This window comes from Kribbella sp. NBC_00662, from assembly GCF_041430295.1.
GTDB lineage: Bacteria > Actinomycetota > Actinomycetes > Propionibacteriales > Kribbellaceae > Kribbella.
In genome coordinates this window covers 4,341,466-4,367,555 of record NZ_CP109029.1, presented here as the reverse complement: position 1 = coordinate 4,367,555, position 26,090 = coordinate 4,341,466, and the positions used below count along the sequence as shown (strand labels likewise).

Below are 26,090 nucleotides of genomic sequence, written 5' to 3'. Positions count from 1 at the left end.
CCACCTCCAGGCGATCCTCCTTCATTCTGGCTGAATCCCGGCTGAATGCACCGTTCAGCCGGGATTCAGCCGTGCGGACCTACGGTCGGCGCATGGCTGCCATCGAGGCGATCGACTTGACCAAGCGGTACGGCGCGCGCATCGCCGTCGATGCGCTTGCCTTCACCGCCGAGCCGGGCGAGGTGGTCGGTCTGCTCGGGCCGAACGGCGCCGGGAAGACGACCACGATCCGCCTGCTGACGACGATCCTCGAGCCGAGCTCGGGCATCTTCACGGTCGCCGGCAAGGCGGGCGACCGGCCGGATCGGATCCGGCAGCGCATCGGCGTACTGCCGGAGAGTGCCGGGTATCCCGCTCGCCAAACGGGCTTCGAGTACCTGCAGTACGCCGCGCGACTCTTCGGCCGGAGCCGTACCGAGGCACGCACTGTGGCTGAGCGGTTGCTGGGCGAGGTCGGTCTCGCGGATCGCGGCCACAGCCGGATCTCGACGTACAGCCGTGGGATGCGCCAACGGCTCGGGATCGCGAGGGCCTTGGTCAACGATCCGGTGGTCGTGTTCCTCGACGAACCGACGCTCGGCCTCGATCCGGCCGGCCAACGAGAGATCCTGGCGACGATCAGCGACATCGCGGGCCGCCGCGGTGCGACTGTGGTGCTGTCGACCCACACGTTGTCCGAGGTCGAGGAAGTCTGCAGCGCCGTGATCATCCTCGACCACGGACAGCTCCGCGCCAGCGGCCCGATCGACGAGGTCGTCGCCGGAACGGGCAGCCTGAGTACGACGTTCCTCGCTCTGACCAAGGGCCACGGGAGCCAGGCATGACGACCTGGCACGTGGTCGCCGAACGCGAGAGCCGGGACCTCTGGATCGGGGGACGCGGCCCGGTCCTGGTGTTCGGGTTCAGCGTGCTGCTCAGCGCGATGACCTATCTGGCCGCGACCAACCGGGCGATGAACTTCCTCGAACGACGCGAAGCAGTGAACCTCACGGTCCAGGTCGCCCTGGCTGTCGGGGTCCTGCTCACCGTCGCGGTCAACGCCGACGCGATCAGCGGCGAACGGGAACGCGGCACCCTGGAAAGCCTCCTCCTCACCCCCGCCTCCCGACGGGCCATCGTGGTCGGCAAACTGACGGCCGCGTCGACCATGTGGTTCGCCTGCGTGATCGTCACAGTCCCCTACCTGTGGGTCCTCGGCGGCGCCGGTTCGGCCACCGTTCTGGCCTTCACCGTCGGGACCGTGGTCGCCATCGGGCTCGGTGGCATCGGACTGCTCTTCAGCGCCTGGTCCAACTCGAACAAGGCCAGCCTCGCCGGCGGCCTCCTCCTGCTCCTCGTCCTGTTCGCCCCGACCCAGCTCCCTGCGTTGCCGAGGACCGGATTCGGCCAGGCACTGACCCGGATCAACCCGATCGGATCGGCTCTGCACTACATGTCACCGATCATCGTCAACCGCCGCAGCTGGACCCACGACCTCAGCTACCTCGTCGCGCCGACAGTGATCGCCGTTGTCGTGCTCGGCGCTCTGATCGCCTTCGCCCCACGACTCGTCCGACTGACAGCAGGCTCGCGATGAACATCCTCGACCTGCTCGCAACAGCCCTGCTCGCGAACCCCACGGTGACCATGAACCAGGACCAGCTCACCGCACAGCTCGGCCAAATCCTCACCGTCGAATCCGTCATCAACAGCCCCGGCGCGGCGATCGTCCACCTCAACGTCGTCAGCCTCGACGGCGTGTACGTCGACCTCGAGGACTGGACCCAGGACGTCACCCAACCCGTACCCGCCGGCGGCGAAACCCAACTCGACTGGGAGTTCCAGGCCGTCAACCCAGGCCACTTCGCGGTGTACGTCGTACTCATCCCGCGCAACGGCTCCCTCGTCGCCGGCCCGGCGGTACACGTCACCGTCGCACCACGCCAAAACCTCGACACCAGCGGCGCCCTCGCAGTGGCCATCGCCGTACCAGTCCTCCTCGGCGCCGCCACCCTGCTCAGCCACCGGAGAACACGATGAAGATCCACGTACTTCGAAGCATGCTCGCAGCAGTAACCCTCCTGGCCGTGCTGCCTGCCACCAGCGCGTCCGCCCACGGCAACTGCGCACTACCGGTCTTCGGCCCGGGCGCCGGCTACCACCCGCGCATCGTCCCCTCGAACTTCACTTCGAACGTCACCAACCCCTGGTACCCGCTCAAGGTCAGGCGATCACTCATCTACGCCGGCGTCCGCGAAGGCCAGAGCGCACTCGACATCGTCACCACCACCCCGCGAACCAAGCTGATCGACGGCGTCCGCAGCCGAGTCGTCTCCGACCGCCTCTACCTCTACGGCATCCTCCGCGAGCGCACCAGCGACTACTTCGCACAAGACCGCTGCGGCAACGTCTGGTACTTCGGCGAGGACACCGCCGAACTCGACACGCACGGGCACATCGTCAGCCGCGAAGGCAGCTTCCACGCCGGCGTCGACAGCGCCCAACCAGGCGTCTTCATGCAAGCCCACCCACAACTCGGCCGCAAGTTCCGTCAGGAGTGGTACCCCGACCACGCTGAAGACGTCTTCCAGGTCATCGCCGAGAACACGACCGTCACCGTCCCGCTCGGAACCTTCCGCCATGCCCTCCGCACCGCAGAAACCACCCGCCTCGAACCCGACACCCTCGACAACAAGTTCTACGTCCGCGGCATCGGCGAGGTCACCGAACAAGCACTCAAAGGCCCCACAGAGGCACTCCACCTCATCGCCATCATCCCGTGACACCACGGCATCGGGAAACTCCATCGCCTCGAAGGTGAGCTCCCGCGGGTTGCGGCCGCTCGCTCGATCACCTGGGTCACGACTGCCGGCTGGGAGACCGCGACGAGGTGGGAGGCACCCGGGACCTCGACCTTGGTCGCGCCGGCCCGGGTCGCCATGAAGCGCTCGGCGGCCGGGGCGATCGCCTTGTCACCGGTCGGAATGACCGCGTATTTCGGCGGCGCCGCCGGATCGGTCTCCGCCACCGGCTCACTGAACGCCGCTGCGGCAACTGGCCGCTGCGCAGCGAGGAACACGGCTCCCTCTCGGGCCGGGACGTCAGCACCCAGGATCGGGCCGGCCTTGTCCGGCTTCAGTGCGAGGTCCACGCCACCCAGCGTCTCGCCGGCCTGCGGAATGAACGCGGCGACGTACACCAGCGACTTCACCCCACTCGTCCCGGCCAGCTCGCTGACCAGCGCACCGCCGTACGAGTGACCGACGAGCACCTTCGGCCCGGGGATCGTCGCGAGGACGCCGCTCAGATACGACGTGTCGGAGGCGATCCCGCGCAGGGTACAGCGAGGGCAACCATGTTGTAGCCGTCGTGCTGGAGCCGGCTGGTGACGCCGGACCAGCTCGAGCCGTCTGCGTATGCACCGTGCAACAGCACGATCGTCGGTTCACCTGTCCGGACTTGCTTGTCTGTCCGGTCTCTGTGGCCTGTGCCGCGCTCACGCCGGTCAGGAGCACGCAGCGCCGGCCGCCCCGAGGGCCGGCGGCCGAGACGCCTGGGGAGAGCACCAGTAGTAATCCCTGGTGTGAAGCCGCGGCGGCCGCGCGAATGTGGTCTGGCAAGGCAACCACGACAAGGAGTGCGTAATGTCCACCATCCATCTGCACGCGAACACCACCGCCACACCCGCACAGTTCCTGGCCGCTCTCACCGACTTCGGCCCCGGCCGCTCGAAGATCTTCGGCAACAGCGCCGACGACTACCTGAAGGTCCACAGCCAGGGGCCGCAGCACGCCGACGTCACCGAAGGCTCCGGCGGGGTCTGGGAACGCCTCTCCTACGACTGGTCCGATCCCAACCGCGTCGTGATGAAGACGACTGACTCCAACATCTGGGGCGGCAACTCCGGCCACGTCTATACCTTCACCCCGCAGCCTGACGGCACCACCACCGTCGACGCGGTCGTCGTACGCCAGGGCAAGAACCTGAAGGGTCACTTCCTCGGCCTCGTCCTCGGCACTGTCGGCAAGGGCGTTCTGGCCAAGGCCTTCGCGAGCACCGTGAAAGCCATCGAAGCGCGCAACAACAAGATCAAGGCCTGAGCCATGTCAACCACCAAACCGGTCGTCGCAGCCCTGACGGCTCCTATCCTCACCGTTGCAGCAGCAAACGGTGTCGCGTACGCGTACCGGCGCTTCGGCGCCGGTGGTGAGCAGCCACCGTTGGTCTTCCTCCAGCACTTCCGCGGCAACCTCGACAACTGGGATCCACTGCTCGTCGACTCGATCGCCGCTCACCGCGAGGTGATCCTGCTCGACAACACCGGGGTCGGCCAGTCCACCGGAACGGTTCCGGTGACTGTGACGCAGATGGCCCGGGACGCGATCGCGTTCCTCGACGCGATCGAACTCGATCGAGTCGATCTGCTCGGCTACTCCCTCGGCGGGATGGTCGCCCAGGAGATCGCGTTGCTCCGGCCCCGCGCCGTACGCCGGATCGTCCTGGCCGGCACCGGGCCACGCGGCGGGCACCAGATGCACGGCTGGACCTTCGACATCGAACGCGTCGCGAACGCCGCGAACAACGGCCCCGAAGACCTGTTGCACATCTTCTTCGAGATCACCGAGACCAGCCGTGCGCTAGGCCGTGAGTACATGCAGCGCGCTTTCAGCCGCACCGAAGCCCGTGACAAGCCGAACGGACCCGAGGTAGCTCGCGCCCAGTACGACGCCATCGTCGAGTGGGGTATCCCGGACCCGTCCCGACTCAACCGCCTGGCCGGCATCACCCAGCCAACGCTCGTGGCTAACGGCAACAACGACATGATGATCCCGACGATCAACTCGCAACTCCTCGCCGACCGTCTGCCTGACGCGCGGCTCCGGATCTATCCCGACGCCGCCCACGGATTCCTCTTCCAGTACCCCCGCCAGTTCGCCGAGCTGGTGACAGAGTTCCTGTCCGGCGAATAGGCAGCACTCAGAGCAGAGTGGCGAGCGACCGCCTGGCGGCCGTGAGCTCGCCCGCTGCCTGGTTCAGATGGCCAAGAGCCGCACTCAGCTTGGCGTCAGCATCCTCCAGGGCGCCGCGCTCAGTCGACCGGTCCGAGGTCGGCTGTGACGCCGAAATGGTCCGTGGCGAAGACTCCCTCGATCGGCTGATCGGCGAAGCGGTTTGCTGAGTGGATCCGCAGGGTCGGTCCTCGGTCGTCACAGCGGACCATGAGGTAGTCGATACGCCGTGGCGGAATGCGAGCCCAGTCCGCCTCTACGACGATGAGCGGGTTCTCGAGGGTGAACGTGTGCCCGCTCTCCCCCGGGCGGGCGAATTCCCAGACATCCTGATAGTTCACGCTCACGTCCCCCAGCGACTGCCGTCCGGTGAGAAACCGGACGCTCGCGCTCTCGGGCCTCGCGTCGAAGTCACCGCCGAGTACGACATGCAGATCCTCACGCTCGCCGACGAGCCGCTCGATCCAACGCGCAACCTCGAGCGCCTGTAGTTCGCGCTCCCGTTCGTAGCCAACCTGCCAATTCGGCTTGTGGTTGACGAACAACACCGGCCCAAGCTCAGTGGCGAACTCCGCGGCGGTCGAGCGGCCAGGGAAGTCTCGAGCCTCGACCCGCTCAGTGACCAGCAGGTCGAGTTCGTCGACCCGCGTCGGCTGCCACCGACTGACAAGCGAGCATCCGACTCCGTCCGCGGTACGGCGGCCCTGATGAATCACGTGACAATCATCGCCGAATACTTCTCGGACCTGGTCACCGTTGCCATCGACAACCGTCTCCTGCAGCATCACGAGATCCGCCTGCAAGGCTCGAAAGCACTCCCGCAGCACACTGCGTCGCTTCGCCCAGTCGCCGTGGCGACACCAGAGATTCAGCGTTGCGACACGTATCTTCCCGTCCACAGGATCTCCTCCTCGGTCGCCGCAGTACCCGGCCACGACCGCGGCAAACAGCCATCAGAGCGGGGGTTACCGACAAGTGCCGGCGATCGTTCGACATCAGGCGATCCGGCTTGCGTGGTACGCGGCCAGCACGGACGGGATTCCGTCGGTCATCATCGTGCGACGCACCCTTGCCAGCAGTTTCGACATCGCCAATCCGCCGATGCCGGTGAAGCCGGTGTGGGTCCAGGTGACACGTGTGCCGGCGGCGGTCTCCTCGAGCAGGTAGTTCACATCGGTGACGTCATCGCTGTCTTCGTCCCCGCGCCAGGTGTAATACATCGAGCGCGGCTTCTCGACGGCGATGACCTCGCAGTAGACAACGCCGGCCCAGCCGATGGTCGGCTTACCGACGAAGCGGAACTTGGTTCCTCGCACTGCGGCAAACCCTTCAGGACGACCGCCCTGGCCCGTCGTCGTCCACTGCGCGACGTACGCCGGAGCAGTCAGCACGGTCCAGACCTCGTCTCTCGGGTAGCCGTATTCTGGACAACCGTGTACTGGCTCATGTCTCCCCCCAAAATCTATGGACCACTCAGGCCAAACTGAACCTACCTACCGTTAGGTAGTCCAGCCTCCTGCCGGACCAGACTTCGGCGAAAGTGCTGCAGCTCCGGATGGCGATGCTGAGCATCAACGCGGCCGTCGACGCGGCCACGCTCACACCGTTCACCGACGAGGAAATCCTCGCAGCCGCAAACACCAACGCAACCGCGCTGGTCGATGCGCTCCTGTTGAACTGATCGCTGACGAGCTCCACCTCCCCCAGTCCGCCGGCCGCAGGTCAGGTGAAGATGCTGACACCGCCGGGACCGACCAGCAGGCCGATGACGATCAAGGCGATGCCCCAGATCAGCTGACCGCGAACGATCGAGACGATGCCTGCGATCACGAGTATTGCCGCAATGATCCACAGAACGAGGCCCATGATCTTTCCCATCTGTCAGGCCGGGCGGATACCGGCAACGGAACCCTCCTGGTGTCTACTCCGGTACCCCTGACCAAACGGCCATCCTGGCCGTCGCCCTGACCAATACCGGCGAGCAGGTGCCTGGGGTACGACGAAGCGCCAGGCCGGGTCACACCGAACCTGTGATCGAGTCAGCCCTTGATGCCGCCGTCAGCGAGGCCGCTGATGAAGGCTCGTTGGTTGAAGGCGAAGACGAGGAGGACCGGGACAGTGACCAGGACGGCGCCGGCCATGACCGGGCCGTACTGGACGTTTCCGCTGGTGAGGAACTTCGCCAGCGCCAGCTGGACCGTGTTCATCGCGTCGGTGTTGGTGATCACCAACGGCCAGAGAAAGTCGTCCCAGATCCCGGTGAACGCGAAGACCCCGAGCGTGGCCAGCAACGGCTTGGCGAGCGGCAGGTAGATCTGGAAGAAGATCCGCAACTCCCCCGCACCGTCGGTGCGGGCAGCCTCGGCGAGCTCGTCCGGGAACTCCAGGAAGTACTGCCGCGACAGGAAGATGTTCAGCGGGACGACGAGGTAGGGCAGCGCGAGCCCTCCGATGCTGTTCAGCAGACCGGTGCCGCCGGCGCCGAGAATATCGTTGCCCCCGGCAAACGGAATCCCCTTGGTGATCAGGAACAGCGGGATCAGCGTGACCGATACCGGGATCATCGCCGTCGAGATCAGCACGCCGAACACGATCGTGTCACCGCGGAAGCGCAGCTTGGCGAACGCGTACCCGGCCATGCTCGCGAACAGGCAGTTCGTGATGACGACGATGACGGCGACCGCCGTGCTGTTCAGCATCGCCCGGCCGAGGCCACCGCTGGTCAGGGCGGTGGCGAAGTTCGTCATGGTGGGTGACGACGGAATCAGATCACTCGCCGCGAAGGCCCGGTCGGCCGGTGTGAAGGCCAGCGACAGCATCCACAGGAACGGCACCAGGACCGCGATCGTGACCGCGATCAAAACGATGTTCGTACCGACGGCGCGCACCGGTTTCGGCCTCATCGGCGGCCTCCCCGGCCGGTCATCTGACGCAGCGACACGAACGACACCGCTGAGATCAGCGCGAACAGCACGAAGCCCATCGCGCTCGCGGTGCCCATGTCGTTGAACTGGAACGCCTGTTTGTAGATCAAATAGTTCACTGTGGTGGTCGAGTCGACCGGACCACCTCGGGTGAGGATGTAGATCTCACCGAACGACTGGGCGAGGTAGACGATGTCGGTGACGACGACGTACGTCAGCATTCCGCGCAGCCCGGGCAGCGTGACATAGCGGAACTTCGCCCAGCCGCCGGCGCCATCGACCGCAGCGGCCTCGTAGAGCTCGCGCGGAACTGACTGCAGTCCGGCCAGCAGCAGAACCATGTTCCCGCCGAGGGCTTTCCAGATCCGCATCACGGCAACTGCGGCCAGCGCGGTCCCGCTCTCCAGAAGGAACTGCCGCTCGCCGATCCCCACGGCGCGCAGGATCTGGTTGAACCAGCCTTGCTCGGAGTACAGCCACAGCCACACCATGCTGACGGCCGTCAGCGATACCACATGCGGCACATAGAGCGCCGTACGGAAGAAGCCGACGCCGCGGCGGCCGCGATTGACCATGAGCGCCAGGACCAACGCGAGGATCACCGCACCAGGCAGCACGTACAACACGTACTTTGCCGTCACCAGCAAGGAACTCAGGAACACCGGATCGGTGAGGATCTTGGTGTAGTTGCCGATTCCGACCGGCTGCGGTCCCGACCGCGACTGCGGGTCGTACGTCGTGAAGCTCAGGTACAGGCCGTACGCGAGCGGGAACAGGTGAAAGATCGCGACGTACGTGGCGGCGGGCAGGACGAACAGTACGCCGACCACACGGATCCGCCGTACCGGTGAACGCCGCCGCCGCGGGCGGCGGGTACCGGTCACCAGTTCCGGTACCCGCTTCGGCTGGGTGATGTTCGTCGTCTGGGCCGTCTGCGTCATCGGCGAGCCTCAACGATCATCGGTGGTCCTACGACTTCTCGAGCAGCGGCTTGACCTCCGTCGCCGCCTTGTCGAGGGCTTCCTTCGGCGGTGTCTTCCCGGCCAGCGCCTGCTGCAGGTACCGGCTGAGCACGTCGCGGACCTGGACCCAGGCCGGCACGTTCGGGTTGGCGACGTACGACGGCTGCGCGGTGAGGAAGGTGGTCAGCAGCGGGTTCTTCGTCACGTAGTCGCTCGAGGCCGCCGATTTGCGGATCGGAATGCTGCCGATCGCCTGTGCGTACTGGTTGCTGACGTCCGGGGATGCCATGAACTGGAGGAACTTCCACGCCAGGTCCTGGTTCTTGCTGTCCTTGCTGATGAACAGGCCGGTTCCGACACCGCCATAGGCGCGGCCAGGATGGCCACCCATCGACGGCGGGGACAGTACGCCGAGCTTGCCGGCGAGGTCGGGCTTGGCTGCGACGAGTTGGAGCAACTGGTTCGGTCCGAGCTGGGCGATCGCCGCAGTGCCGAGGGCCAGTGGCTGCTGGGCCGGCGGGCGGCTCAGGTAGTCGTCGCCGACGCCTGTGGCGACCGCTCCGTCACCCTGATAGAGCTTGACCATGTAGCTCAGCGCGTCGACGCCGGCCGGCGAGTTGAAGGTCGCGCTCTTGCCGTCGGAGCTGAGCATGGTGCCGCCGTCGGACGTGAGCAGCGCGATGAACGACTGCTCATCGGCGATCGGAGTCGTCAGGATCTGCAGCCCGGAACGGCTTCCGGTCTTGAGCTTGCGGGCCGCGTCGTACACCGATTCCCACGAGGTCAACGTGGCCGGGTCGACGCCCGCCGCCTGCAGGATGTCCTTGCGGTAGACGAGCAGAGTGCCGGAGGCCGACAGCGGCGAGATGTAGTGCTTGCCATCGACAACCCCCATGTCCAGCAAGGCCTTCAGGTCTTCCCGGTCGGAGGCAGGCATCGCGTTGATCCGGTCGTCGAGGGCGAGCACCCGGTCGTTCGCGACGAACCCCGAGGCTGCCGCCGTCCCGTGTCCCCAGACGTCGGGTGTCGTCCCGGACGCGAAGGCGGTGGTGAGCTTCGGGGAGATGTTCGGCCAGTCGATGTAGGTCACTGTGACCTTCGAACCGGTCTGTTGCTCGAACTTCGGGATCAGTGTCTTCGTCACCAGGTCGATCTCGACCTGGCTGTTGCCCGGGAACCACACGGTGAGCTCGTTCGATCCGGAACTCCCTCCGGATGCGGGCTTGTTGGCGGTGCCGCAGGCGGTGAGGGCCGCGCTCAGCGCAACCACCGCTGCGGTCAGGAAGGTACGGCGCATCGTCATCGGCAGTCCTAACGGGAGCCTTGTTCGCCTGAGGCGTAGTATGGTAGTACCTTAGCATGGCGATCCGCAAACCGCTCCACCCCCGCCCGAGCCGGCGCACCGTTCTCGGCGGTGTCGCAGGCAGCACCGTCGCCGCGGCGTTCGGCAACGCCGTCCCCGCGTCGGCGCACCCGGCGGCCAGTGTCGGCAAGCCCAAGACCCAGGCGAACGAGGTCCTCACGACTCCTAAGTTCTTCATGGGCCTCAACACCCACCTGACCGGACCGAAGTACGTTCCCGATGCTTCGAACGTCCTCCAACAGAGCGGCGCGAATGCCGCCCGCGACGAGGTCCACTGGGACGTCGTCGAGACCCAGGCCGGGGTCTACCAGGTCCCCGCCGCGATCGACACCTACTACCAGGAGCTGGTCGATCGCGGCATCGAGCCGCTGATCATCCTCGACTACGGCAACCCCTTGTACGACGGCGGTCAACGACCGACATCACCCGCGGCGGTGACGGCGTTCGCGAACTACGCCGCGTTCGTCGCGCAGCACTTCGCCGGCCGGGTGACGCAGTTCGAGGTGTGGAACGAGTGGGACATCGCAATCGGCGGCGTGACCGGCAACGGCGACCCGACGCAGTACGTCACCCTGCTCTCGGCCGTCTACACAGCACTCAAGAATGTCGACCCCGGTATCACCGTCGTCGGCGGTGCCGTCTCCGCACTGAACTACACCTACATCGACACCCTGCTGGACAACGGGATCCTCGACGTGTGCGACATCTTCTCCGTGCACACCTACGTGTACGCCGACCTGCCGGTCGAGAACCGCGTTCCCGAAGTGTGGTGGCAGCACATCCAGGATCTGCAGACCGTGCTGCGGACGTACAACGGCGGCCAGGACTTCCCGGTCTACGTCACCGAACTCGGCTGGACCACCGGCTTCAAGGATCAGCCTGACGACGCCGGTGTCACCCAGGAGCTCCAGGCGGCATACGTCGCGAGGCTGTATCTGATCGCGCGCAGTCTCCCGTACCTGAAAGGCGTCTGGCTCTACGCCTTCGAGGACGAGGCATGGACGTACAACATCTACGGCCCGAACTACGGTCTCGTCCGCCCCGATCTCACACCGAAGGAGGGCTACTTCGCCCTCCATGCGGTCGCGCATATCGTCAAGTTCGGCACGTTCGTCAGCCTGACGAATCCGCTCGACCCGAAGCTGTGGGCCCTGCAGTTCCGGGACCTCGACGGCTCCGACGTGCTCGCGTTGTGGAACTCGTACCTTGACGACCACTATTCCGTTGTCCTGCACAACGACAGCACGACCCTCCCGGCGATGAAGTTCGAGCAGGCAGGCGGTCTGCAGGTCACCCGGCAATGGGGCCGCAAGGCTTGGTACGACGCGAGCAACGCAACGTTCACACCCAACGATCTGGACGTCACGCTGAGGCGACCTCCGATCCTGATCACCGGCCCGCTGACCGGCGTCACATTCCGGCTGATCCGCAAGCACACGTTCCCGGACACGACCCGCTGACATGCGTGAGTCGATCGTTTTCCCCGGGCCCGGCCGCGTCGAACTGCTCACCGAGCCGGTTCCTGCGGCCGGACCCGGGGACGTCGTACTGCGAACCCGCCTCACTCTGATGAGCACCGGGACCGAAGCCATGGTGTACGCGCACAGGTTCGGCGCGAATACCCACTGGTCGGACTGGGTGCGGTACCCGTTCCGGCCGGGCTATGCGTGTGTGGGAGTGGTCGAGCATGCTGCCGGCGACCTGTCCGTCGGTGACCGGGTCGCCGCACGCGCACAGCATGCATCCCGGGTGGTGGTTCCGGCCGACAGTTGTACACCGATCCCGGACGGGCTGGATGACGAGCAGGCGGTGTGGTTCGCGTTGGCGAAGATCGCGTTCGTCGGCATCCGCGAGGGAGGCGTCCGCCCCGGTGAGCGGGTCTTGATCGCCGGAGCCGGACCGATCGGGCAGATGGCGACGCGCTGGGCTGCCGCCGCGGCTGCCTCGGAGATCGTCGTGGTGGACACCGTGGCCGATCGGCTCGGCCTTGCCCTGGCCGGCGGCGCTACCGCGACGGTCGCCGGCACCCTCGACGAGGCCCGGGACGAGCTCGCGCGGCAGTTCGGAGTACGACGGCCCGACGTCGTCATCGACTCGACCGGGAATCCGGCGGTACTGCCCGCCGCACTCCGCGCCGCGGCCGACCGTGGCCGCGTCGTGCTGCTCGGCGATGCAGGCGCGCCCACGGAGCAGCGACTCACCTCGGACGTGATCACCCGCGGGGTGTCGATCCACGGCGCGCACGACTCGTACACCGTCGGCGATCCGCGATGGGACCACGATCGCGAGATCGCGCGGCTCGTCTTCCGCCTCGCCGGCGAGGGCCGGTTCCCACTCGACAGCTTGGTGAGTCACCGGTTCGGCCCGACCGACAGCAGTGAGGCCTACGAACTTGCGGCCACCGCCCGTGGCCGGACGATGGGCATCGTGTTCGACTGGCCACAGTGAGACCCGTCAGTGCCGACCGGTTGTATGCTAGCATACTTCTGTCCGTACGACAGGAGGGATCCCCATGGCGGAGCGAACGGCCCAGCGCGGGCGACGCGTCCAGCTCAGCCGGATGCGCGACTCGAGCACGCGATCCCAGGTGTACACGCAGCTCCGCGCGGAGATCATCAACCTGGCTATGCAGCCGGGCCAGGTGCTGTCCGAGAGCGAGCTCGCGGAAGTCTACGGGGTGAGCCGGACGCCGGTCCGCGAGGCACTGATCCGGCTGGCGGGCGAGAACCTCGTCGAGGTGGTGCCGCAGCTCGGCACGTTCGTGTCGCGGATCAGCGTCCGGGAGGTCACCGAGGCGCAGTTCATCCGCGAGACCCTCGAGCGGGCCTCGCTGCCGCACGCGATCAAGCGGATCACCCCGGTCGACGAAGCACTCCTCCGAGCCATTCTGGCCAGGCAGTCGGCGGCCGGCCTGCGCGGCGATCTGGTCGAGTGGTTCAGCACCGACGAGGAACTGCACCGGGCCTTGCTGGAGATCGCGGGTCATCCGAAGACATGGTCGGTTGTCTCGTCGATCAAAGCCCATCTGGACCGGGTGCGGATGCTCTCACTCCCCGATCCGGCGATCCTGTCGTCGATGCACGGTCAGCACGCGACGCTGGTCGATCACGTCGCCGCGAAGCGCACCCTACAAGCCGACAAGCTGCTCACCCAGCATCTCCGCGGCGTCCTGGGCGTCCTCGAGCCGTTGGAGAAGCAGCACCCGGACTATTTCGTGCTGGATGACGAGCAGGACGTCCGTTCGCCGCGCCCGTCGACCCGCGGTCGCTGACCGCGGCCGCTCGGACGCTCGCTCAGGCTGCCGGTCAGACGCTCGGTCAGGCTGTCGCAAGTCCGGCGTCCGCCTCCGTGGATGCCTGCGTCGCGGCCTCGGTCGCATGGATCAACGCTTGGATGTAGCCGACGGCATGGGCACGGCCCCGGTGTCCCCACTCGCTGTCGCCGACCAGGCGAGGCGTGTGGTCATCGAGAATGAAACCGTCGAAACCGGACTCCCGCAGCGCCCGGATCACCCGGAGCGGGTCGTAGTTGCCCTCGCCGAGGAAGCTCTCCTCGAATGTCGGCACGGTGCCGCGGACGTCCCGCAGATGAACGTAGGCGATCTGGTCGCGTGGCCCGAACCGCTGGATGGCCTCGAGTACGGCGCTCTCGCCGCCCATCTCCGAAACCGTGCCGAGGCAGAGCTCGACGGCCCATGCCCGGCTGGGCACCAGCTCCGCCGCGCGGGCCAGCGCATCCACACTGCGGATGATGCGGGCGATACCGCCGAGCGTCGGCACCGGTGGGTCGTCGGGATGGATCGCCAGCCGTACGCCGGCCTCCTCGGCCGCTGGTAGGACCGCCTCGAGGAAGTAGCGGTAGTTGTCCCACATCTGCTCCTCGGAGACCTCCACCCCGAGGTCGGGGTATCCACCGGCGGCGAAGTCGTCCTTGCCGAGCCGCCCCGCCTCACTGCGTGGAGCGTTGCGCCGGGCAACCAATAACCGACCGGCGAAGGCCGGGTCCACCGCCGTACCGAGATCGAACGAGGTGACTTCCGCACCGCCGCGGCCGCGACCGTCCATACCGGTGCGGACCACGCCGAGAGGGCAGAAGTGGTATCCAAGTATGCCGATCCCGGCCCTGCCGACATTCGAGATCGTTCGGCGGACGTTCTCGAGTTCCTCGTCGCGCCCGGGAAGCCCGAGCATCGCCCGCTGGTAGAACGACTGCGGGATGTTCTCGATCGCTTCGAGCGTGAGTCCGCCCCGCTCGACCTGCCTCCGCAACGCGATCAGTTCACGGAGCTCCCAGCGTCGCTCGCCCGGCAGCCACGGCGTGTTGACCTGAACGCCGGACAGGCCCAGTTGGCGCGCGAACAGGAGCAGCTCCTCGGTCGGCTCGTGGAACTGGCCGAGCACGACTCGCATCAGGCTCCCGCCGGCAGCGGAGTACTGGCGGCGTCCAGGCGATAGGCCGCATCGGCGAGCGGCCGGGTGCGGATCTCCTCCGGCCACTCCAGCGGGACGCCGAACGTGCCGGACAGGAGCCGCTGATAGTCGGCCAGCAGGCGAGGATCGCTGCGCACCTGAGTAGGCAGCGCCTTCTCCGACAAACAGAAGGAAGTCAGTGCACCGACAGCCTCACCGATCGCCCACTCCACCGGGTGCAGGCGGTAGCAGCCGTTCGTGATGTGCGTCGAGCCGATGTTCTTGTTCGCGGGCAGCAGGTTGCGAACCCGCCGCGGCAGCATCGCTCCGAGCGGGATCTGGAACGGGTGGGTATCCATGTCGACGTACGTCCGTCCGGAAGTGCTCGGGTGCAGATCGATCCGGTAGGCGCCGATTCCGACGCTGTCCCCGAACTGCTCAGGACCGCCGAGTCCCGCCCTGGCGACCACTGCGACGTGGTTCTCGGTCACGGTGAACTCCGCCCGGATCCGGCGCCCCTCCCGGATGTACGGCGCCTTCGCGAGGCCGTCGTCGGTCCCGACTGCCTCCGGGCACAGCCGCAGACCCGGGTACCCGGTGCCGCCGTCCGGCCTGGCCACTGCGGTCTGCAACCAGTACACCAGCGAACGGGTGAGGTCGCGGCTCGCCTCGAGAGCGTCCTGCCGGGTCTCCTGGTCGACGCCGAGCAGAGGTTTGAGCCAGTAGTCGTTCTGTGGCCAGTTCATCAGGCTGACGTCAGTGGTGAGTACGCCGGTGAACTGGTCCGCGCTGCGGATCCGCCGGTAGCACCAGCGGGTGCGCGGAATCTTGCTGTCGGCAACTTCACCGAAGAGCGGCAGCTCGCGAGCAATGAGCGTCCCCGGATCGACATCGGCCAGGCTGAGCTGCGCACCCGGCCACACGCCCGATTCGTGGGCCAGCCAGAAGTCGTAGCTCGCCGGTTTGTCGAGGGTGTGGTCCTCCCCCGGCCGGTGCTCGATCGCGCAGCACCATGTGATGGCCTGCTGGTCGAGCGGATTCGCGGGGCCCGGCAGCGCGTGCGGCTCGTCGGTCTCGTCCTGCGACTCCGCGCCGATCACATGCTCGACACCGCCGAGCTCGAGCAGGTCACCGAGTTCGGTCGCGTCGACGACGTACGGAGCGTCGAAGGTCTGCTCGACTCCCGTCTCCAGGCTGCGAACCGTGACCGATCGAACCTCGTCACCCTCGATCTCCACGGCGACAGGGACGTGACGCATCAGTACGCGAATCCGGCCCGACGACACGTACGGCGCCAGCATCTCGGACAGAACCGCGACGGCCACCGGCGGCTCATGGCACAGCCCGCTGACCAAGCCACGTCCCGGATTCAGGAGTACGTCGTCCCGGGCGGCCGCCGTCATCGGGTAGTTGCGGCGGTAGTAGTCGCGAATGCCGGCGCGCAACCGCTGATAGCTCGCCGAGCTGTGCGGGCCTTCGATCCAGGCGTTCTCGTCCGGCGGAACCGCTTGAGCCGTGAGCTGGCCGCCGAGCCAGTCGAGTTCCTCCGTCAGCACGACCGTGCGGCCGAGGGCGGCGGCCGTCAGCGCGGCGGCGACGCCTCCGAGCCCGCCGCCGGCAACGACGACGTCGGGGCTGTGTCCAGGTGTCATCAGCTTCTCCCAGCTGTGGGCCGATCACCATGCTAAGGTACTACCATACATGTACGCCAGCCGAACCGCTCAGAGCTCGAACCGGCTGAGGGTCACCGTGGTCCGCCATTCCTGATGCGCACCGAGCAGCGGGGTTTCGGCCAGTCCGTCGTCCGGCAGTACGTTGGCCGGCTCGACGCCGGCAACGTAGGCGCGCCCGAACCACGGATAGCCGAGAACGCCGCCGGCCTCCTCCCACAGCCAGGCGTGCGGCAACGTCGCAGAGTCCCACGCCATGCGGATCCCGAAGCCGGCCGACGGACTCGCGATCGACACCCAAGTCTGAGCGAATCCCGTCTCTGCGGCGAAGTCCGCCAGCCCGGCAAACACCGAGCGTAGCGCGCCGGGCGGTGGCACCGCCGCGAAGTCCGTGATCTTGTCGTACCCGCTCGCGGCAGCGATCCGGCGGGCGCTGGTGTCCAGCCGGCACCGCGCATCGAGGAACGGCGCGCCGAACGCCGCATGCTCCACGCACATGACCGGCACCGTCCGTGGCGATGTGTTCCGGATCAAGGTGACGACCTCGAGATCGGGGCCGTCAGCAACGAACTCGCGTTCCAGATGCAACGGTGCGGTCGCGAGGTCCGTACTGAGCCGAGCGGTGGTGGCGGTCCATTCGTCCACGTTCCAGGTGATCACCGCGGCCTCGCCATGGAAGCCTCGCAGTACACCGTCGTACTCGCGCTCGGGGCCCGCGTTGGGCACGAGGAGCTGCCAACCTCCCGGATACCGCGCGAGCCAGTCGGCCTGACTCTCCCCCATCGGCGGCACGGTCGCGGGATCACGCCAGCCCCACGGTGATTTGAACAGCACGTCGATTCCGGTCGCGCGATCAATCACGGAGTACACATCTGCGCCCTTGTCCGGAAGCACCACGACCTCCAGTTGCGGACTGCGCAGGACGAGCACGGCGTCAGAGGGCGGCACTGACATCGGTGCGGCCCTAACCCGCGAATCCCGCGACCGGTACGCCGGCCACGCCGAGGCCCGCGACGATCAGAACCGATCCGTCAGACCCGGTGTCGTCGGGCAGCCCGAGGCCTTCGCGGGCCGATGTCACACACAGAACGTCCAGTTCCGAACCGACGAAGGCGCACGACGACGGCTGCACGACGGGCAAGGGCAGCGTGCTCAGCATGCGTCCGTCCGGCGCGATCCGGACAAGACGCCCAGCGCCCCACAAGGCGACCCACAGGCATTCTTCGGCGTCGACGCACAGTCCGTCCGGCACGTCGCCGTCCGGGAACGAACACAGGAGCCGGCGTCCTGCGAGCTGGTTGCCGAGGGCATCGAACGCGCTGATCTCCCGCTCGGCGCTGTCGACGAGGTAGAACGTCCTGCCGTCAGGGCTCCAGCCCAGTCCGTTGGGCTGCGTCAGCCCCTCCAGCACAACCCGTGTCGACCAATCCGCCTCGAGGACGTGTAACGCACCCCGCCCGGCGGCGAAGTCCATGGCAGTACTGCCTGCCCAGAGGCGCCCGTCCGGATCGCATTTCGCATCGTTCATCCGGATGCCGTCGCCGAGGATGTGCTGCCGAACGACGTACCCGCCGGAGACCTCCGCGAAGCCCTCGGTCACCGCCGCGACAAACCCACCGGTCCGTTTGGGTGACGCCGCTCCGACCAGAGTCGGCAGCTCTCGAGTCGTTGTCGAACCGTTCGCCAGATCACTGGTGTGAACAGCGCCGGAGAGGATGTCGACCCAGTGCAGACGATCCGAACCAGGGTCCCAGACGGGACCCTCGCCGACTCGCGCCGCAGCAGGGACAGCGATCCGAACGGTCGCGGCGATGGTGTCCATCCGAGGCAAACCTTCCGGTGGTGGCCGACTGGAATGCTTGCATACTAGTATCTGCGCAGACAGTGGTCCATGGCCGTCTCCTAGTGTCAGGAGTTCGCAGTGGCGTTCCAGCTCACAGCCGATTCCGTGGCCGGCTACCTGCGCGAACGCGGCGTTCTCGGTGACGGACCGGTTGCCGCCGCGGTACTGCCCGGCGGAGTGTCGAACGACGTCTTCGCGGTCACCGGCGACGGCGTCGACCTGGTCGTCAAGCAGGCGCTCCCCCGGCTGCGAGTCGCCGCCGAATGGCAGGCCGACGTCCGCCGGATCCTGACCGAGGCGGAAGCCTTGCGCATCGCGTCGTCGATTCGGCCGGACGATGTTCCGGCTGTGGTCGATGTCGATGACGCCGCCATGACGCTGACGATCTCGCGCGCCGATCGCAAGCTGCGTAACTGGAAGTCGGATCTGCTGGCCGGATCGGCGGACGGTCATACCGCCGGGCGATTGGCCGATGCGCTGGCGGCATGGCACACGTCCACCGCCGGCCAACCGGGATGGCAGGAACGCTTCGGCACAGGCGCCTTCGTCGAGTTGCGGATCTCGCCGTACCACCGCTGGATCAGCAAGCGGCATCCCTCTGTGGCAGCCCGGATCGACGACCTCGCTGACGGGTTGCTCGAACACCGACTATGCCTGGTACACGGCGACTTCTCACCGAAGAACGTACTTGCGGACGGCGCACGGGTGAGTGTGCTCGACTGGGAAGTGGCGCACTACGGCGATCCCGTGTTCGACGTCGCCTTCCTCCAGACGCATCTGCTGTTGAAGGCGGTCCATCGGCCAGAGTCCTCAGGCGCATATCGGAAACTGGCGGACACGTTCCTGCGCCGGTACGCCGCGGGGGTGCCCGACTCGTTGCGCCGGCCGGACGACTATCTCGCCGGCCAGGTCGGATGCCTGCTGCTCGCGCGGGTCGACGGGAAGTCGCCGGCCGAGTACCTCACGGACGTCGAAGCACTGCGAGTGCGAGGCATCGCACTGGACACCCTGTGCGGCTCGGGCGACGTCGCGGCGATCTGGCAGGTCGTCGATGGGTGAACAAGCAATTCTCGAAGTACAAGCATGGGAGGCCCTCGACTCCCGCGGTACGCCGACAGTCGGGTGCGAGGTCATCTTGTCGGACGGTTCACACGGGAGCGCCGTCGTACCCAGTGGTGCTTCCACGGGCCGGCACGAGGCGGTGGAGCTCCGTGACGGCGGCACACGATACGGCGGTGCCGGCGTCCTGACGGCGGTCGCGAATGTCGAGGGTCCGCTGGCGCAGGCTGTCTCCGGGCTCGATGCGTCGGATCAGCGCGGCGTCGACGCGGCTCTGCGTGCCGCGGACGGCACATCCGATCTTGGCCGGTACGGCGCGAACGCGGTCCTTGCGATCTCCCTCGCCACTGCCGTCGCGCGCGCATCCCGCGTGCCGCTGTACGCGATCGACGGACACCCGCCACTGCTCCCGATGCCAATGGTGAACGTCATCTCCGGCGGTGCCCACGCCGGCGGCGCGCTCGACATCCAGGACGTGCTCGTCGTACCAGTCGGAGCCAGGTCGTTCCGAGAGGCGATCGAATGGGCGTGGCAGGTCCGCCGTGCGACCGCCGAGTGTGCCTCAGCGCAAGGGTTGCCGACCGCCCTGGTCGCCGACGAAGGTGGACTGGGCCCGCATCTCGCGACCAACCGCGCCGCCCTCGAACTTGTTGTGGAAGGCATCGAACGGTCCGGTCTCAGGGCCGGTACCGAGGTGGCGCTGGCAGTCGACGTCGCTGCGACGACGTTTGCTGATCGCAACGGATATGACCTGCGCTCGGAGGGTCGCCGGGTGACAGCGGCCGAGTTGGTCTCCGAGCTCGCAGAATGGGTCCGGGACTTCCCGATCGTCTCGTTGGAAGACGTGCTCGCCGAGGACGACTGGGGCGGCTGGCGGGACGCGACGTCGCGACTCGACAGCATCCAACTGCTCGGCGACGACCTGTTCGCAACAAACGCCGCGCGGCTGCGTCAGGGAATCGAAGCCGGCGTGGCGAACGCGATCCTCGTCAAGCCCAACCAGGTGGGCACCCTCACCGACGCCTACGACGTCGTCACCGCCGCACGGCAGGCCGGCTACAACACCGTCCTGTCGGCACGCTCCGGCGACACCGAGGATTCCTGGCTCGCCGACCTGGCCGTTGCCTGGCGCACCGGCCAGATCAAGGTCGGCTCCACCACCCGTTCCGAGCGAACCGCCAAATGGAACCGTCTCCTCAAGATCGAAGCCGACCTCGGCCCGGCCGCCCCCTTCGCCTCCTGGCCATCGAGTCCCGATCCTCCGCCGCCCAGCAAGTAAGCGCTCCGCCGGACCCCGGCCGACGGCGAGCCTGGCCCGGACGCGCCGGCCTCGATGCGCTCCACGCCATGTCAGACGTGGAGAACGACGTTCAGCCACATCACGCGTCCTGACCATCGGCTTCGGCCTTTGCCGCGGCGACCCGGTAGTCATTGATCGGGCGGTAGCGGTCGTACAGCGTAGTCAGGAGGCTGAACAGGAAGATGAAGAACAGAGCGTCCGCAAGGGGCAGGTCGCCCCGCGCCCTCGACAAGAGCAGGTCCTCGACTACGACCACGGCGGTGTTGGTCGCGAACACGACCAAGAACGAGACCCCGGCGGACTGCCACGAGTACCCCCGTCGCGCCGACCACAGCCCGATCGCAGAGTTGAGGACAGCGAAGAGGGCGATACCGAGAAAGAGCTGGAAGCTGCTCGCGTTCACGCCGGGGAGCACCTCACCGTAGATCACGCTGATCAGCCCGATCAGGAACGTCTTCTCCACAACGGTCATGTCGAACACCTTGCGATGCGCGGCCTGGAACGCGACGCGCTCGCGCGACTCGTCGATCCCGACCGGCAGCGGGTCGGGGGCGAGTTTCCATGGCCAGTCCGCCGGTGGAAGCCGCGGCCAGATCACGAACCACACGATCGCGATCAGGGCAAGCAGCGCCACAGCCATGGCAGGACCGAACCATGCGACGTCTCTGACCGTGTCGGTGAGGTCGAGCTTGGCAACATGGATCCAGTACTCCTGTGGCAGCTTGACGAAGATCCAGATCCCAGCGGCGACAAGTACCCAGAACCTGCGACTGAATCGATCCGGGTTCCATCGGGAACGAATAACCTCGTAGGCGATGAAGAAGTACTCGAACGTGTTCGGGAACACCAGTAGCAGCCAGCGCAGCCCGGTGAGCTCGAACGCCACGCTGCCTATCTGCCGGTAGAAGAACAGAAACCGGCTGATGCCGACCGCCGCCTGGTTGGTCCAGTTGCGCAGGCTGGCCAGGTAGGCGATGGACAGGTAGAACACGTCCATCGCCTTGTCGTAGCTCTGGTAGAACGGCGGGTCATAGCCGAACGCCTGAAAGATCGTCTGGTCGGCGGCGTCGAGGACCAGGCAGCCCAGGATCGCGGGCAACGGGAACCGCGGGATCAGCAGCGGCAGCCCGAAGCGCGCAACGACCACACACCAGAACACGACCTCGGCGGCCATGGCAACCTCTCAGCCGGAACTGACAGTAGCCCCTTGCGCCGGTCGTGCTCCACCTCCCGGGCGCGCGTGGATCTTCGCTGCGGATCACGGCATACTGCTCCGAGTTGACTGGCGCGTCGACCGGCCGCGCGCCTCCTCGACGAGCTGGGCCACCAGCAGTGGCAACACGAAGCCGATCATGATCGCAGGCAGCAGTACGCCAAAGTCGTTCAGCAGCATCGCAACCAGTCCGCACAGCGCGAGCGCGAGCAGCGCGGGGCGGGTCAGCGGCGAGGCGTTCACCCATCGCCGGTACAGCGCCGATCGCACCCGCTGTGGCCATAGCACCGCCGCGAACGCGGCTAGTACGACGACCAGCAGTACCCACCCGCCGGCGTTGTCGAAGAATCCCAGCGATAGCGCCAGCTTGCGGATCAGCACGTCGGTCACGTCACCGTTGAGCAAGCGGGCCACGCAGGTACCGAAGTGGGTCCGGGCCAGCAGCCGGGGTACGTCCAACCACACTGGTCCAGTCCGCCACGACAGCCATCACCCGCTTCGGATGAGACGATGCAAACCGCGACTTGACCATTGAAGCTTTGATCATCCATCGTGCCGAACACCTAGCGCAGTTGGCGGGCCAAGGAACCCGTGGTTCGAGGAGTTCGCACGACAGGGTTCCCCGGCGGACGAGCGATTCCCCTCGCTTGCACGGAATATCGCGGCCTGTCGAGAGCTCCATGTCGGTGATCTGCGCCGCATTGCAGGGTCAGGCGGGACCGGGGAAGAACCCCGCACCGCGGCGACGTTGAATCGGGGTGATCAGTCAGGAGTGGAACTGTGGAAGTTCGCCAGCTTGAGTACTTCGTCGCCGTCGCCGAGGACCTGCATTTCGGGCGTGCGGCCGAACGCCTGCACATCGGTCAGCCTGCCGTCAGTCAGCACATTGCCCGACTCGAGCGCGAGCTCGGCGCGCAACTGTTCGACCGCACGACCCGCAGAGTCCAGCTGACCGCGGCCGGGGGCAGGCTGTTGCCTGAGGCAAAGGCCAGCCTGGCCGCGCTGGACCGCCTTCGTGCCGCGGTAGCCGAACCCGCGGATGACCTGACCGGCATCCTTCGGGTCGGGACCAGCGAGGGCCTCGGCGATCGCTTCGACCAGGTCCTCGAATCGATCGCCACCCGGGCGCCCCACCTCCAGGTCCGACTGGTGAGCCTGCCCTTGGCGACGCGCCTCGAAGCCCTGCGCCAGGGCGACCTTGACGCCGCATTCGTGAGGCCGGCCCCGCAGGTCGCCGATCTCGCGACTCTTACTGTCTGGACCGAAGCACTCGTCGCCGCGCTCCCGGCCACACACCCCGCGGCCGCGCGATCCGTCGTGAGGCTCGTCGACCTGGCCGACGTACCGCTGCGAATGAGCTCGCGAGACGCCAACCCGGGGCTCCACGACCTGCTCGAAGACCATTTCCGGACGATGAACGTCGAGCCGGCTCGCGGCGCACCGATCCTCTCGGTCTACGACGCGCTGACAGAGATCGGAACCGGAGACACAGCGTGGACAGTGCTGTACTCCGCGGCGGCCGAGCAACTGCGCACTCGCCGAATCGCATTCCGCAGGCTGGATCTCCCGCCGGTCGAGACGGTCATCGCAACTACTCTCGCTCCACAACGGGCTGCCGTTCAACTGCTTCTCGACGCCGGCACGTCAGCCGGTCTTGTCCTGGATTGATCTCGATTGTTGATGAGTGCACATGGCGCCATCGCCTTGTTGGTCGCCTGCTCGGCCAGTGGAATCGAGACATGAAAGCACTCGTGAACACAGCCGACGGTCTTGTCATCAAGACCGCCGCCGAACCCATCCCGACTGCGAGCCAGGCATTGGTCGCGGTACGGGCGTTCTCGGTCAACCGTGGTGAGCTGGCGCTCCTCGCAGCGAGAACCCAAGACTGGCGACCAGGACAGGACATCGCCGGGGTGGTTGTCGAACCGGCCGCCGACGGATCCGGGCCTGCGGCCGGAGCCCGAGTAGTCGCCCTGGTGGAGGACAGCGGCTGGGCTGAACTCGCTGCGGTCCCGACCGCGCGGCTGGCAGAGTTGCCCGACGAGGTCGACATCGAGCAGGCAGCGGCATTGCCGCTGGCCGCAAGAACGGCTCTGAACACGATCCGTCTCGGTGGCAACCTCGTCGGCCGCGAGGTACTCATTACCGGTGCGACAGGTGGGGTCGGCGAGTTCCTCGTCCAACTCGCCGTACTGTCAGGTGCACGCGTGACCGCAGTTGCCCGTCCAGAAGCAGAGACACACCTGCGGCGAATCGGAGCCTCATTGGTCGTACCAACGGTCGCCGACACCAACAGCCAGTACCACCTCGTCGTCGAGTCGGTCGGCGGCCAGATACTTCGTGACGCGATCGCAAGGACGGCACCCGGTGCGACGGTGGTTGTGCTGGGCACAACAAGCAGGGAGAAGACGCCTGTCGACGTGTACGACTTCATCGGACACGAAGGTGTGCGTCTGGTCAATTACATGTCCTATGCCGACTCGTCCCCGATCGATGCCGATCTCGGCGTCCTGGTCGAACTCCTCGCATCGAAGAGGCTGGAGATCAACCTGGGGTTGTGTGCCGACTGGACCCAGATAGACGACGCCCTCGACGGCCTCCGCAACCGCACGTTCCACGGCAAGGCGGTCCTCACGATCTAGCCATGTCTGGGGCCGGCCACCTTCGTGGTCGGCCCCAGGCTTGCTGTGACCGCCTGCGGTCGGGTCGGCTCGGTTATTGGATGAACTCTTTGGCGAAGCGCCGGATGGTGTCGACGTTGAGCGCATCCTGGAAGCCCACGATGAGCTCGTCCACGCCCGTTCGTTCGTAGACCGCGAGCCGTTCGCGGATGGTGTCGATCGTGCCGACCAGCCCATAGGAGCCGAGATCGCCGGGGAACACCATCGGCGCCCACGGCGGCACGGCGGCGCGGGCCTCGTCGTCGGTGTCGGCGATGATGCAGTACGACGTCGCCGTCTTGGTGATCGACGCGAAGTCACGCCCGGCGGCCGCGCTGTGCCGGGCGAGCACGTCGTACTTGTGCGCGATCACCTCCGGCGACTCCTGGATATTGCACAAGTCGCCGTACTTCGCGACCAGCTTGAGGGTTACCTTCTCGCCCCCGCCGGCGACCATCACCGGTACGTGTGGCGTCTGTACGCCGGTGGGTTGGTTCACGACACCGGACGTCCGGAAGTACTTGCCCTCGAAGGTGGTCGACTCGTTCTTCCACATCGAGTGGATGATCTGCAGGGCCTCCTCGAGGCGCTTGAGCCGTTCACCTGTCGACGGGAAGTCGTATCCGAAGGCATGGTATTCGTCCTCGTACCAGCCGGCGCCGATGCCGAACGTCAGCCGGCCGCCTGAGATCACGTCCAAGGTCGAGGCCATCTTCGCGAGCAGCGCCGGGTTCCGGTACCCGTTGCCCGTCACCAGCTGGCCGAGGCGAATCCGCTGAGTCTCCCGGGCCAGCGCCGACAACGTGGTCCACACCTCGAAGACATAGGCGCCAGGCGGGCCGAACGGAACGAAGTGGTCCGGAGCCCAGATCGTCGCGAATCCACTCTCGTCCGCGGCCACCGCCAGCTCACGCACCCGCTCGAACGCAGCCATCGGATCCGTGTAGCCGTAGAACTCCTGGGTCGTCCCGGTCGGGATGTACAGGCTGAGCTTCACCTGAGGTCCTCTCGATCATGTTCGAATCGCGACCCAGCAAGATGGAGTCGCTCATCGAGTAAGACCGTCCGACGCTCCAAAAGGAATCGGCGCACGACTACACCTCCGGCGCGTTCGCCGGTCGGTAGGTGAGGTTGGCGAGGCCAGGGTCGTTTCCCGGCCCCGCCTGCGCGAGGTTCCAACGATGCCCCGCTCCGCCGTCGCGAAAGAACGGGATGCCGTCCGGCACGAAGACGGGCACCACGGTGAGCGTCAACTCATCCACCAGTCCCGCATCCACGAGCGTCTGCCCGAACCGGCCGTGGCCGTAGACAACGAGATCCTTGCCGCCCGCATCCTTCAGAGCCCGGACCCGCTCGGCAACGGGGCCTGCGATGACGGTCGTGTTGTGCCATTCGGCATCGATCAGCGTCGACGAGAAGACGTACTTCGGCATCCGGTTGAGGGTGTCCGCGTACGGCCCGGTCGCGGCAGGCCACTGTCGCGCGAAGATCTCATAAGTCTTCCGCCCCATCAGGAGCGCGTCGCTTCCTTCGAGGACTGCCAACGAGTGGGCCGCGCTGCCTGCTCCGAAGTACGGCCCGGCCCAAGCCAGGGGCTCGCTGACGATCCCGTTGAGGGAGACGAGAACCGACTGCAGAAGCCGGCGACTGGTGTGTTCGGTCATACTGAATAGACCGCAGAAAGCTGGAAAGGAATCGG

Annotated in this window: 29 protein-coding genes; 14 read left to right on the top strand and 15 right to left on the bottom strand. The window is 66.7% G+C overall.

The window, feature by feature from the left end; translation table 11 throughout:
* The first annotated feature begins 92 nt into the window (after positions 1 to 92).
* Genes OHA10_RS21985 through OHA10_RS21970 form a run of 4 tightly spaced genes read left to right on the top strand, consistent with a single transcriptional unit; the run spans position 93 to position 2,762 of the window.
* Positions 93 to 824: an ABC transporter ATP-binding protein gene (locus OHA10_RS21985; protein ID WP_371400639.1), complete on the top strand. Its 732-nt coding sequence runs from the start codon at positions 93 to 95 to the stop codon at positions 822 to 824.
* Positions 821 to 1,576, top strand: coding sequence for an ABC transporter permease (locus OHA10_RS21980; protein WP_371400638.1), 756 nt, complete (start codon positions 821 to 823; stop codon positions 1,574 to 1,576). Before OHA10_RS21985 ends, OHA10_RS21980 begins: the two co-directional genes overlap by 4 nt.
* Positions 1,573 to 2,019 carry a hypothetical protein gene (locus OHA10_RS21975; RefSeq protein ID WP_371400637.1) on the top strand — a complete coding sequence of 149 codons (447 nt, stop codon included), beginning with the start codon at positions 1,573 to 1,575 and terminating at the stop codon, positions 2,017 to 2,019. The genes OHA10_RS21980 and OHA10_RS21975 overlap by 4 nt, the downstream gene beginning before the upstream one ends.
* Positions 2,016 to 2,762: a hypothetical protein gene (locus OHA10_RS21970; protein WP_371400636.1), complete on the top strand. Its 747-nt coding sequence runs from the start codon at positions 2,016 to 2,018 to the stop codon at positions 2,760 to 2,762. Before OHA10_RS21975 ends, OHA10_RS21970 begins: the two co-directional genes overlap by 4 nt.
* Here the strand turns inward: OHA10_RS21970 and OHA10_RS21965 are convergent.
* Positions 2,678 to 3,286: an alpha/beta hydrolase gene (locus OHA10_RS21965; protein WP_371407976.1), complete on the bottom strand. Its 609-nt coding sequence runs from the start codon at positions 3,284 to 3,286 to the stop codon at positions 2,678 to 2,680. The genes OHA10_RS21970 and OHA10_RS21965 overlap by 85 nt on opposite strands.
* A 337-nt stretch (positions 3,287 to 3,623) precedes the next feature.
* Between OHA10_RS21965 and OHA10_RS21960 the strand changes: the two genes are divergently transcribed.
* Both OHA10_RS21960 and OHA10_RS21955 read left to right on the top strand, forming a co-directional pair.
* Positions 3,624 to 4,079, top strand: a complete 456-nt coding sequence (locus OHA10_RS21960) for a hypothetical protein (RefSeq protein ID WP_371400635.1) — start codon at positions 3,624 to 3,626, stop codon at positions 4,077 to 4,079.
* A gap of 3 nt (positions 4,080 to 4,082) precedes the next feature.
* Positions 4,083 to 4,949 (top strand): alpha/beta fold hydrolase, encoded by an 867-nt coding sequence (locus OHA10_RS21955; protein ID WP_371400634.1) that lies wholly within the window; start codon positions 4,083 to 4,085, stop codon positions 4,947 to 4,949.
* A gap of 119 nt (positions 4,950 to 5,068) precedes the next feature.
* Here the strand turns inward: OHA10_RS21955 and OHA10_RS21950 are convergent, their stop codons facing one another.
* Both OHA10_RS21950 and OHA10_RS21945 read right to left on the bottom strand, forming a co-directional pair.
* The gene (locus OHA10_RS21950) at positions 5,069 to 5,887 is read right to left on the bottom strand and encodes an endonuclease/exonuclease/phosphatase family protein (RefSeq protein WP_371400633.1); all 819 of its coding nucleotides are present in this window, start codon (positions 5,885 to 5,887) and stop codon (positions 5,069 to 5,071) included.
* Between the two features lie 96 nt (positions 5,888 to 5,983).
* Positions 5,984 to 6,454 (bottom strand): SRPBCC domain-containing protein, encoded by a 471-nt coding sequence (locus OHA10_RS21945; RefSeq protein WP_371407975.1) that lies wholly within the window; start codon positions 6,452 to 6,454, stop codon positions 5,984 to 5,986.
* 74 nt (positions 6,455 to 6,528) lie between these two features.
* Between OHA10_RS21945 and OHA10_RS21940 the strand changes: the two genes are divergently transcribed.
* Complete coding sequence (locus OHA10_RS21940; RefSeq protein WP_371400632.1) at positions 6,529 to 6,669, top strand: hypothetical protein; 141 nt, start codon at positions 6,529 to 6,531, stop codon at positions 6,667 to 6,669.
* A 41-nt stretch (positions 6,670 to 6,710) separates the two neighbouring features.
* On the opposite strand, the gene OHA10_RS21935 is transcribed toward OHA10_RS21940, so the two are convergent.
* The 4 genes from OHA10_RS21935 to OHA10_RS21920 all read right to left on the bottom strand — a co-directional run bounded on the left by OHA10_RS21935 (position 6,711) and on the right by OHA10_RS21920 (position 10,177).
* Entirely contained in the window at positions 6,711 to 6,854 is a 144-nt protein-coding gene (locus tag OHA10_RS21935) for a GPGG-motif small membrane protein (protein WP_371400631.1), read from the bottom strand.
* A gap of 173 nt (positions 6,855 to 7,027) precedes the next feature.
* The gene (locus OHA10_RS21930) at positions 7,028 to 7,891 is read right to left on the bottom strand and encodes a carbohydrate ABC transporter permease (RefSeq protein WP_371400630.1); all 864 of its coding nucleotides are present in this window, start codon (positions 7,889 to 7,891) and stop codon (positions 7,028 to 7,030) included.
* On the bottom strand, positions 7,888 to 8,853 hold the full coding sequence (locus OHA10_RS21925) for a carbohydrate ABC transporter permease (protein WP_371400629.1): 966 nt from the start codon (positions 8,851 to 8,853) through the stop codon (positions 7,888 to 7,890). The genes OHA10_RS21930 and OHA10_RS21925 overlap by 4 nt, the downstream gene beginning before the upstream one ends.
* A 28-nt stretch (positions 8,854 to 8,881) precedes the next feature.
* On the bottom strand, positions 8,882 to 10,177 hold the full coding sequence (locus OHA10_RS21920) for an ABC transporter substrate-binding protein (RefSeq protein ID WP_371400628.1): 1,296 nt from the start codon (positions 10,175 to 10,177) through the stop codon (positions 8,882 to 8,884).
* 56 nt (positions 10,178 to 10,233) lie between these two features.
* On the opposite strand from OHA10_RS21920, the gene OHA10_RS21915 reads away from it, so the two are divergent.
* The 3 genes from OHA10_RS21915 (at position 10,234) to OHA10_RS21905 (ending at position 13,508) form a co-directional block, all read left to right on the top strand.
* Positions 10,234 to 11,697: a hypothetical protein gene (locus OHA10_RS21915; RefSeq protein WP_371400627.1), complete on the top strand. Its 1,464-nt coding sequence runs from the start codon at positions 10,234 to 10,236 to the stop codon at positions 11,695 to 11,697.
* A 1-nt stretch (position 11,698) separates the two neighbouring features.
* Complete coding sequence (locus OHA10_RS21910) at positions 11,699 to 12,685, top strand: zinc-binding dehydrogenase (RefSeq protein WP_371400626.1); 987 nt, start codon at positions 11,699 to 11,701, stop codon at positions 12,683 to 12,685.
* 64 nt (positions 12,686 to 12,749) lie between these two features.
* Complete coding sequence (locus OHA10_RS21905; protein WP_371400625.1) at positions 12,750 to 13,508, top strand: GntR family transcriptional regulator; 759 nt, start codon at positions 12,750 to 12,752, stop codon at positions 13,506 to 13,508.
* 46 nt (positions 13,509 to 13,554) lie between these two features.
* Here OHA10_RS21905 and OHA10_RS21900 read toward each other — a convergent pair whose 3' ends face one another.
* The 4 genes from OHA10_RS21900 to OHA10_RS21885 all read right to left on the bottom strand — a co-directional run bounded on the left by OHA10_RS21900 (position 13,555) and on the right by OHA10_RS21885 (position 18,138).
* A complete protein-coding gene (locus OHA10_RS21900; RefSeq protein ID WP_371400624.1) occupies positions 13,555 to 14,646 on the bottom strand; it encodes a mannonate dehydratase in 1,092 nt (363 codons plus the stop codon).
* Entirely contained in the window at positions 14,646 to 16,298 is a 1,653-nt protein-coding gene (locus OHA10_RS21895; RefSeq protein ID WP_371400623.1) for an FAD-dependent oxidoreductase, read from the bottom strand. The genes OHA10_RS21900 and OHA10_RS21895 overlap by 1 nt, the downstream gene beginning before the upstream one ends.
* Before the next feature lie 69 nt (positions 16,299 to 16,367).
* Entirely contained in the window at positions 16,368 to 17,270 is a 903-nt protein-coding gene (locus OHA10_RS21890; protein ID WP_371400622.1) for a DUF4432 family protein, read from the bottom strand.
* A gap of 10 nt (positions 17,271 to 17,280) precedes the next feature.
* Positions 17,281 to 18,138: an SMP-30/gluconolactonase/LRE family protein gene (locus OHA10_RS21885; protein ID WP_371400621.1), complete on the bottom strand. Its 858-nt coding sequence runs from the start codon at positions 18,136 to 18,138 to the stop codon at positions 17,281 to 17,283.
* Positions 18,139 to 18,237: 99 nt separating this feature from the next.
* Between OHA10_RS21885 and OHA10_RS21880 the strand changes: the two genes are divergently transcribed.
* Both OHA10_RS21880 and eno read left to right on the top strand, forming a co-directional pair.
* Positions 18,238 to 19,218, top strand: coding sequence for a phosphotransferase family protein (locus OHA10_RS21880; protein ID WP_371400620.1), 981 nt, complete (start codon positions 18,238 to 18,240; stop codon positions 19,216 to 19,218).
* Positions 19,211 to 20,497 carry a phosphopyruvate hydratase gene (eno, locus tag OHA10_RS21875; RefSeq protein ID WP_371400619.1) on the top strand — a complete coding sequence of 429 codons (1,287 nt, stop codon included), beginning with the start codon at positions 19,211 to 19,213 and terminating at the stop codon, positions 20,495 to 20,497. The genes OHA10_RS21880 and eno overlap by 8 nt, the downstream gene beginning before the upstream one ends.
* A gap of 100 nt (positions 20,498 to 20,597) precedes the next feature.
* On the opposite strand, the gene OHA10_RS21870 is transcribed toward eno, so the two are convergent.
* Both OHA10_RS21870 and OHA10_RS21865 read right to left on the bottom strand, forming a co-directional pair.
* Positions 20,598 to 21,692, bottom strand: coding sequence for a hypothetical protein (locus OHA10_RS21870; RefSeq protein WP_371400618.1), 1,095 nt, complete (start codon positions 21,690 to 21,692; stop codon positions 20,598 to 20,600).
* An 84-nt stretch (positions 21,693 to 21,776) separates the two neighbouring features.
* On the bottom strand, positions 21,777 to 22,145 hold the full coding sequence (locus OHA10_RS21865; RefSeq protein WP_371400617.1) for a hypothetical protein: 369 nt from the start codon (positions 22,143 to 22,145) through the stop codon (positions 21,777 to 21,779).
* Between the two features lie 366 nt (positions 22,146 to 22,511).
* Between OHA10_RS21865 and OHA10_RS21860 the strand changes: the two genes are divergently transcribed.
* Complete coding sequence (locus OHA10_RS21860) at positions 22,512 to 23,399, top strand: LysR family transcriptional regulator (protein WP_371400616.1); 888 nt, start codon at positions 22,512 to 22,514, stop codon at positions 23,397 to 23,399.
* Positions 23,400 to 23,470: 71 nt separating this feature from the next.
* Complete coding sequence (locus OHA10_RS21855) at positions 23,471 to 24,373, top strand: zinc-binding dehydrogenase (RefSeq protein ID WP_371400615.1); 903 nt, start codon at positions 23,471 to 23,473, stop codon at positions 24,371 to 24,373.
* 73 nt (positions 24,374 to 24,446) lie between these two features.
* On the opposite strand, the gene OHA10_RS21850 is transcribed toward OHA10_RS21855, so the two are convergent.
* Both OHA10_RS21850 and OHA10_RS21845 read right to left on the bottom strand, forming a co-directional pair.
* The gene (locus tag OHA10_RS21850; protein ID WP_371400614.1) at positions 24,447 to 25,388 is read right to left on the bottom strand and encodes an LLM class F420-dependent oxidoreductase; all 942 of its coding nucleotides are present in this window, start codon (positions 25,386 to 25,388) and stop codon (positions 24,447 to 24,449) included.
* A 97-nt stretch (positions 25,389 to 25,485) separates the two neighbouring features.
* Complete coding sequence (locus tag OHA10_RS21845; RefSeq protein ID WP_371400613.1) at positions 25,486 to 26,055, bottom strand: dihydrofolate reductase family protein; 570 nt, start codon at positions 26,053 to 26,055, stop codon at positions 25,486 to 25,488.
* Positions 26,056 to 26,090: the final 35 nt, after the last annotated feature.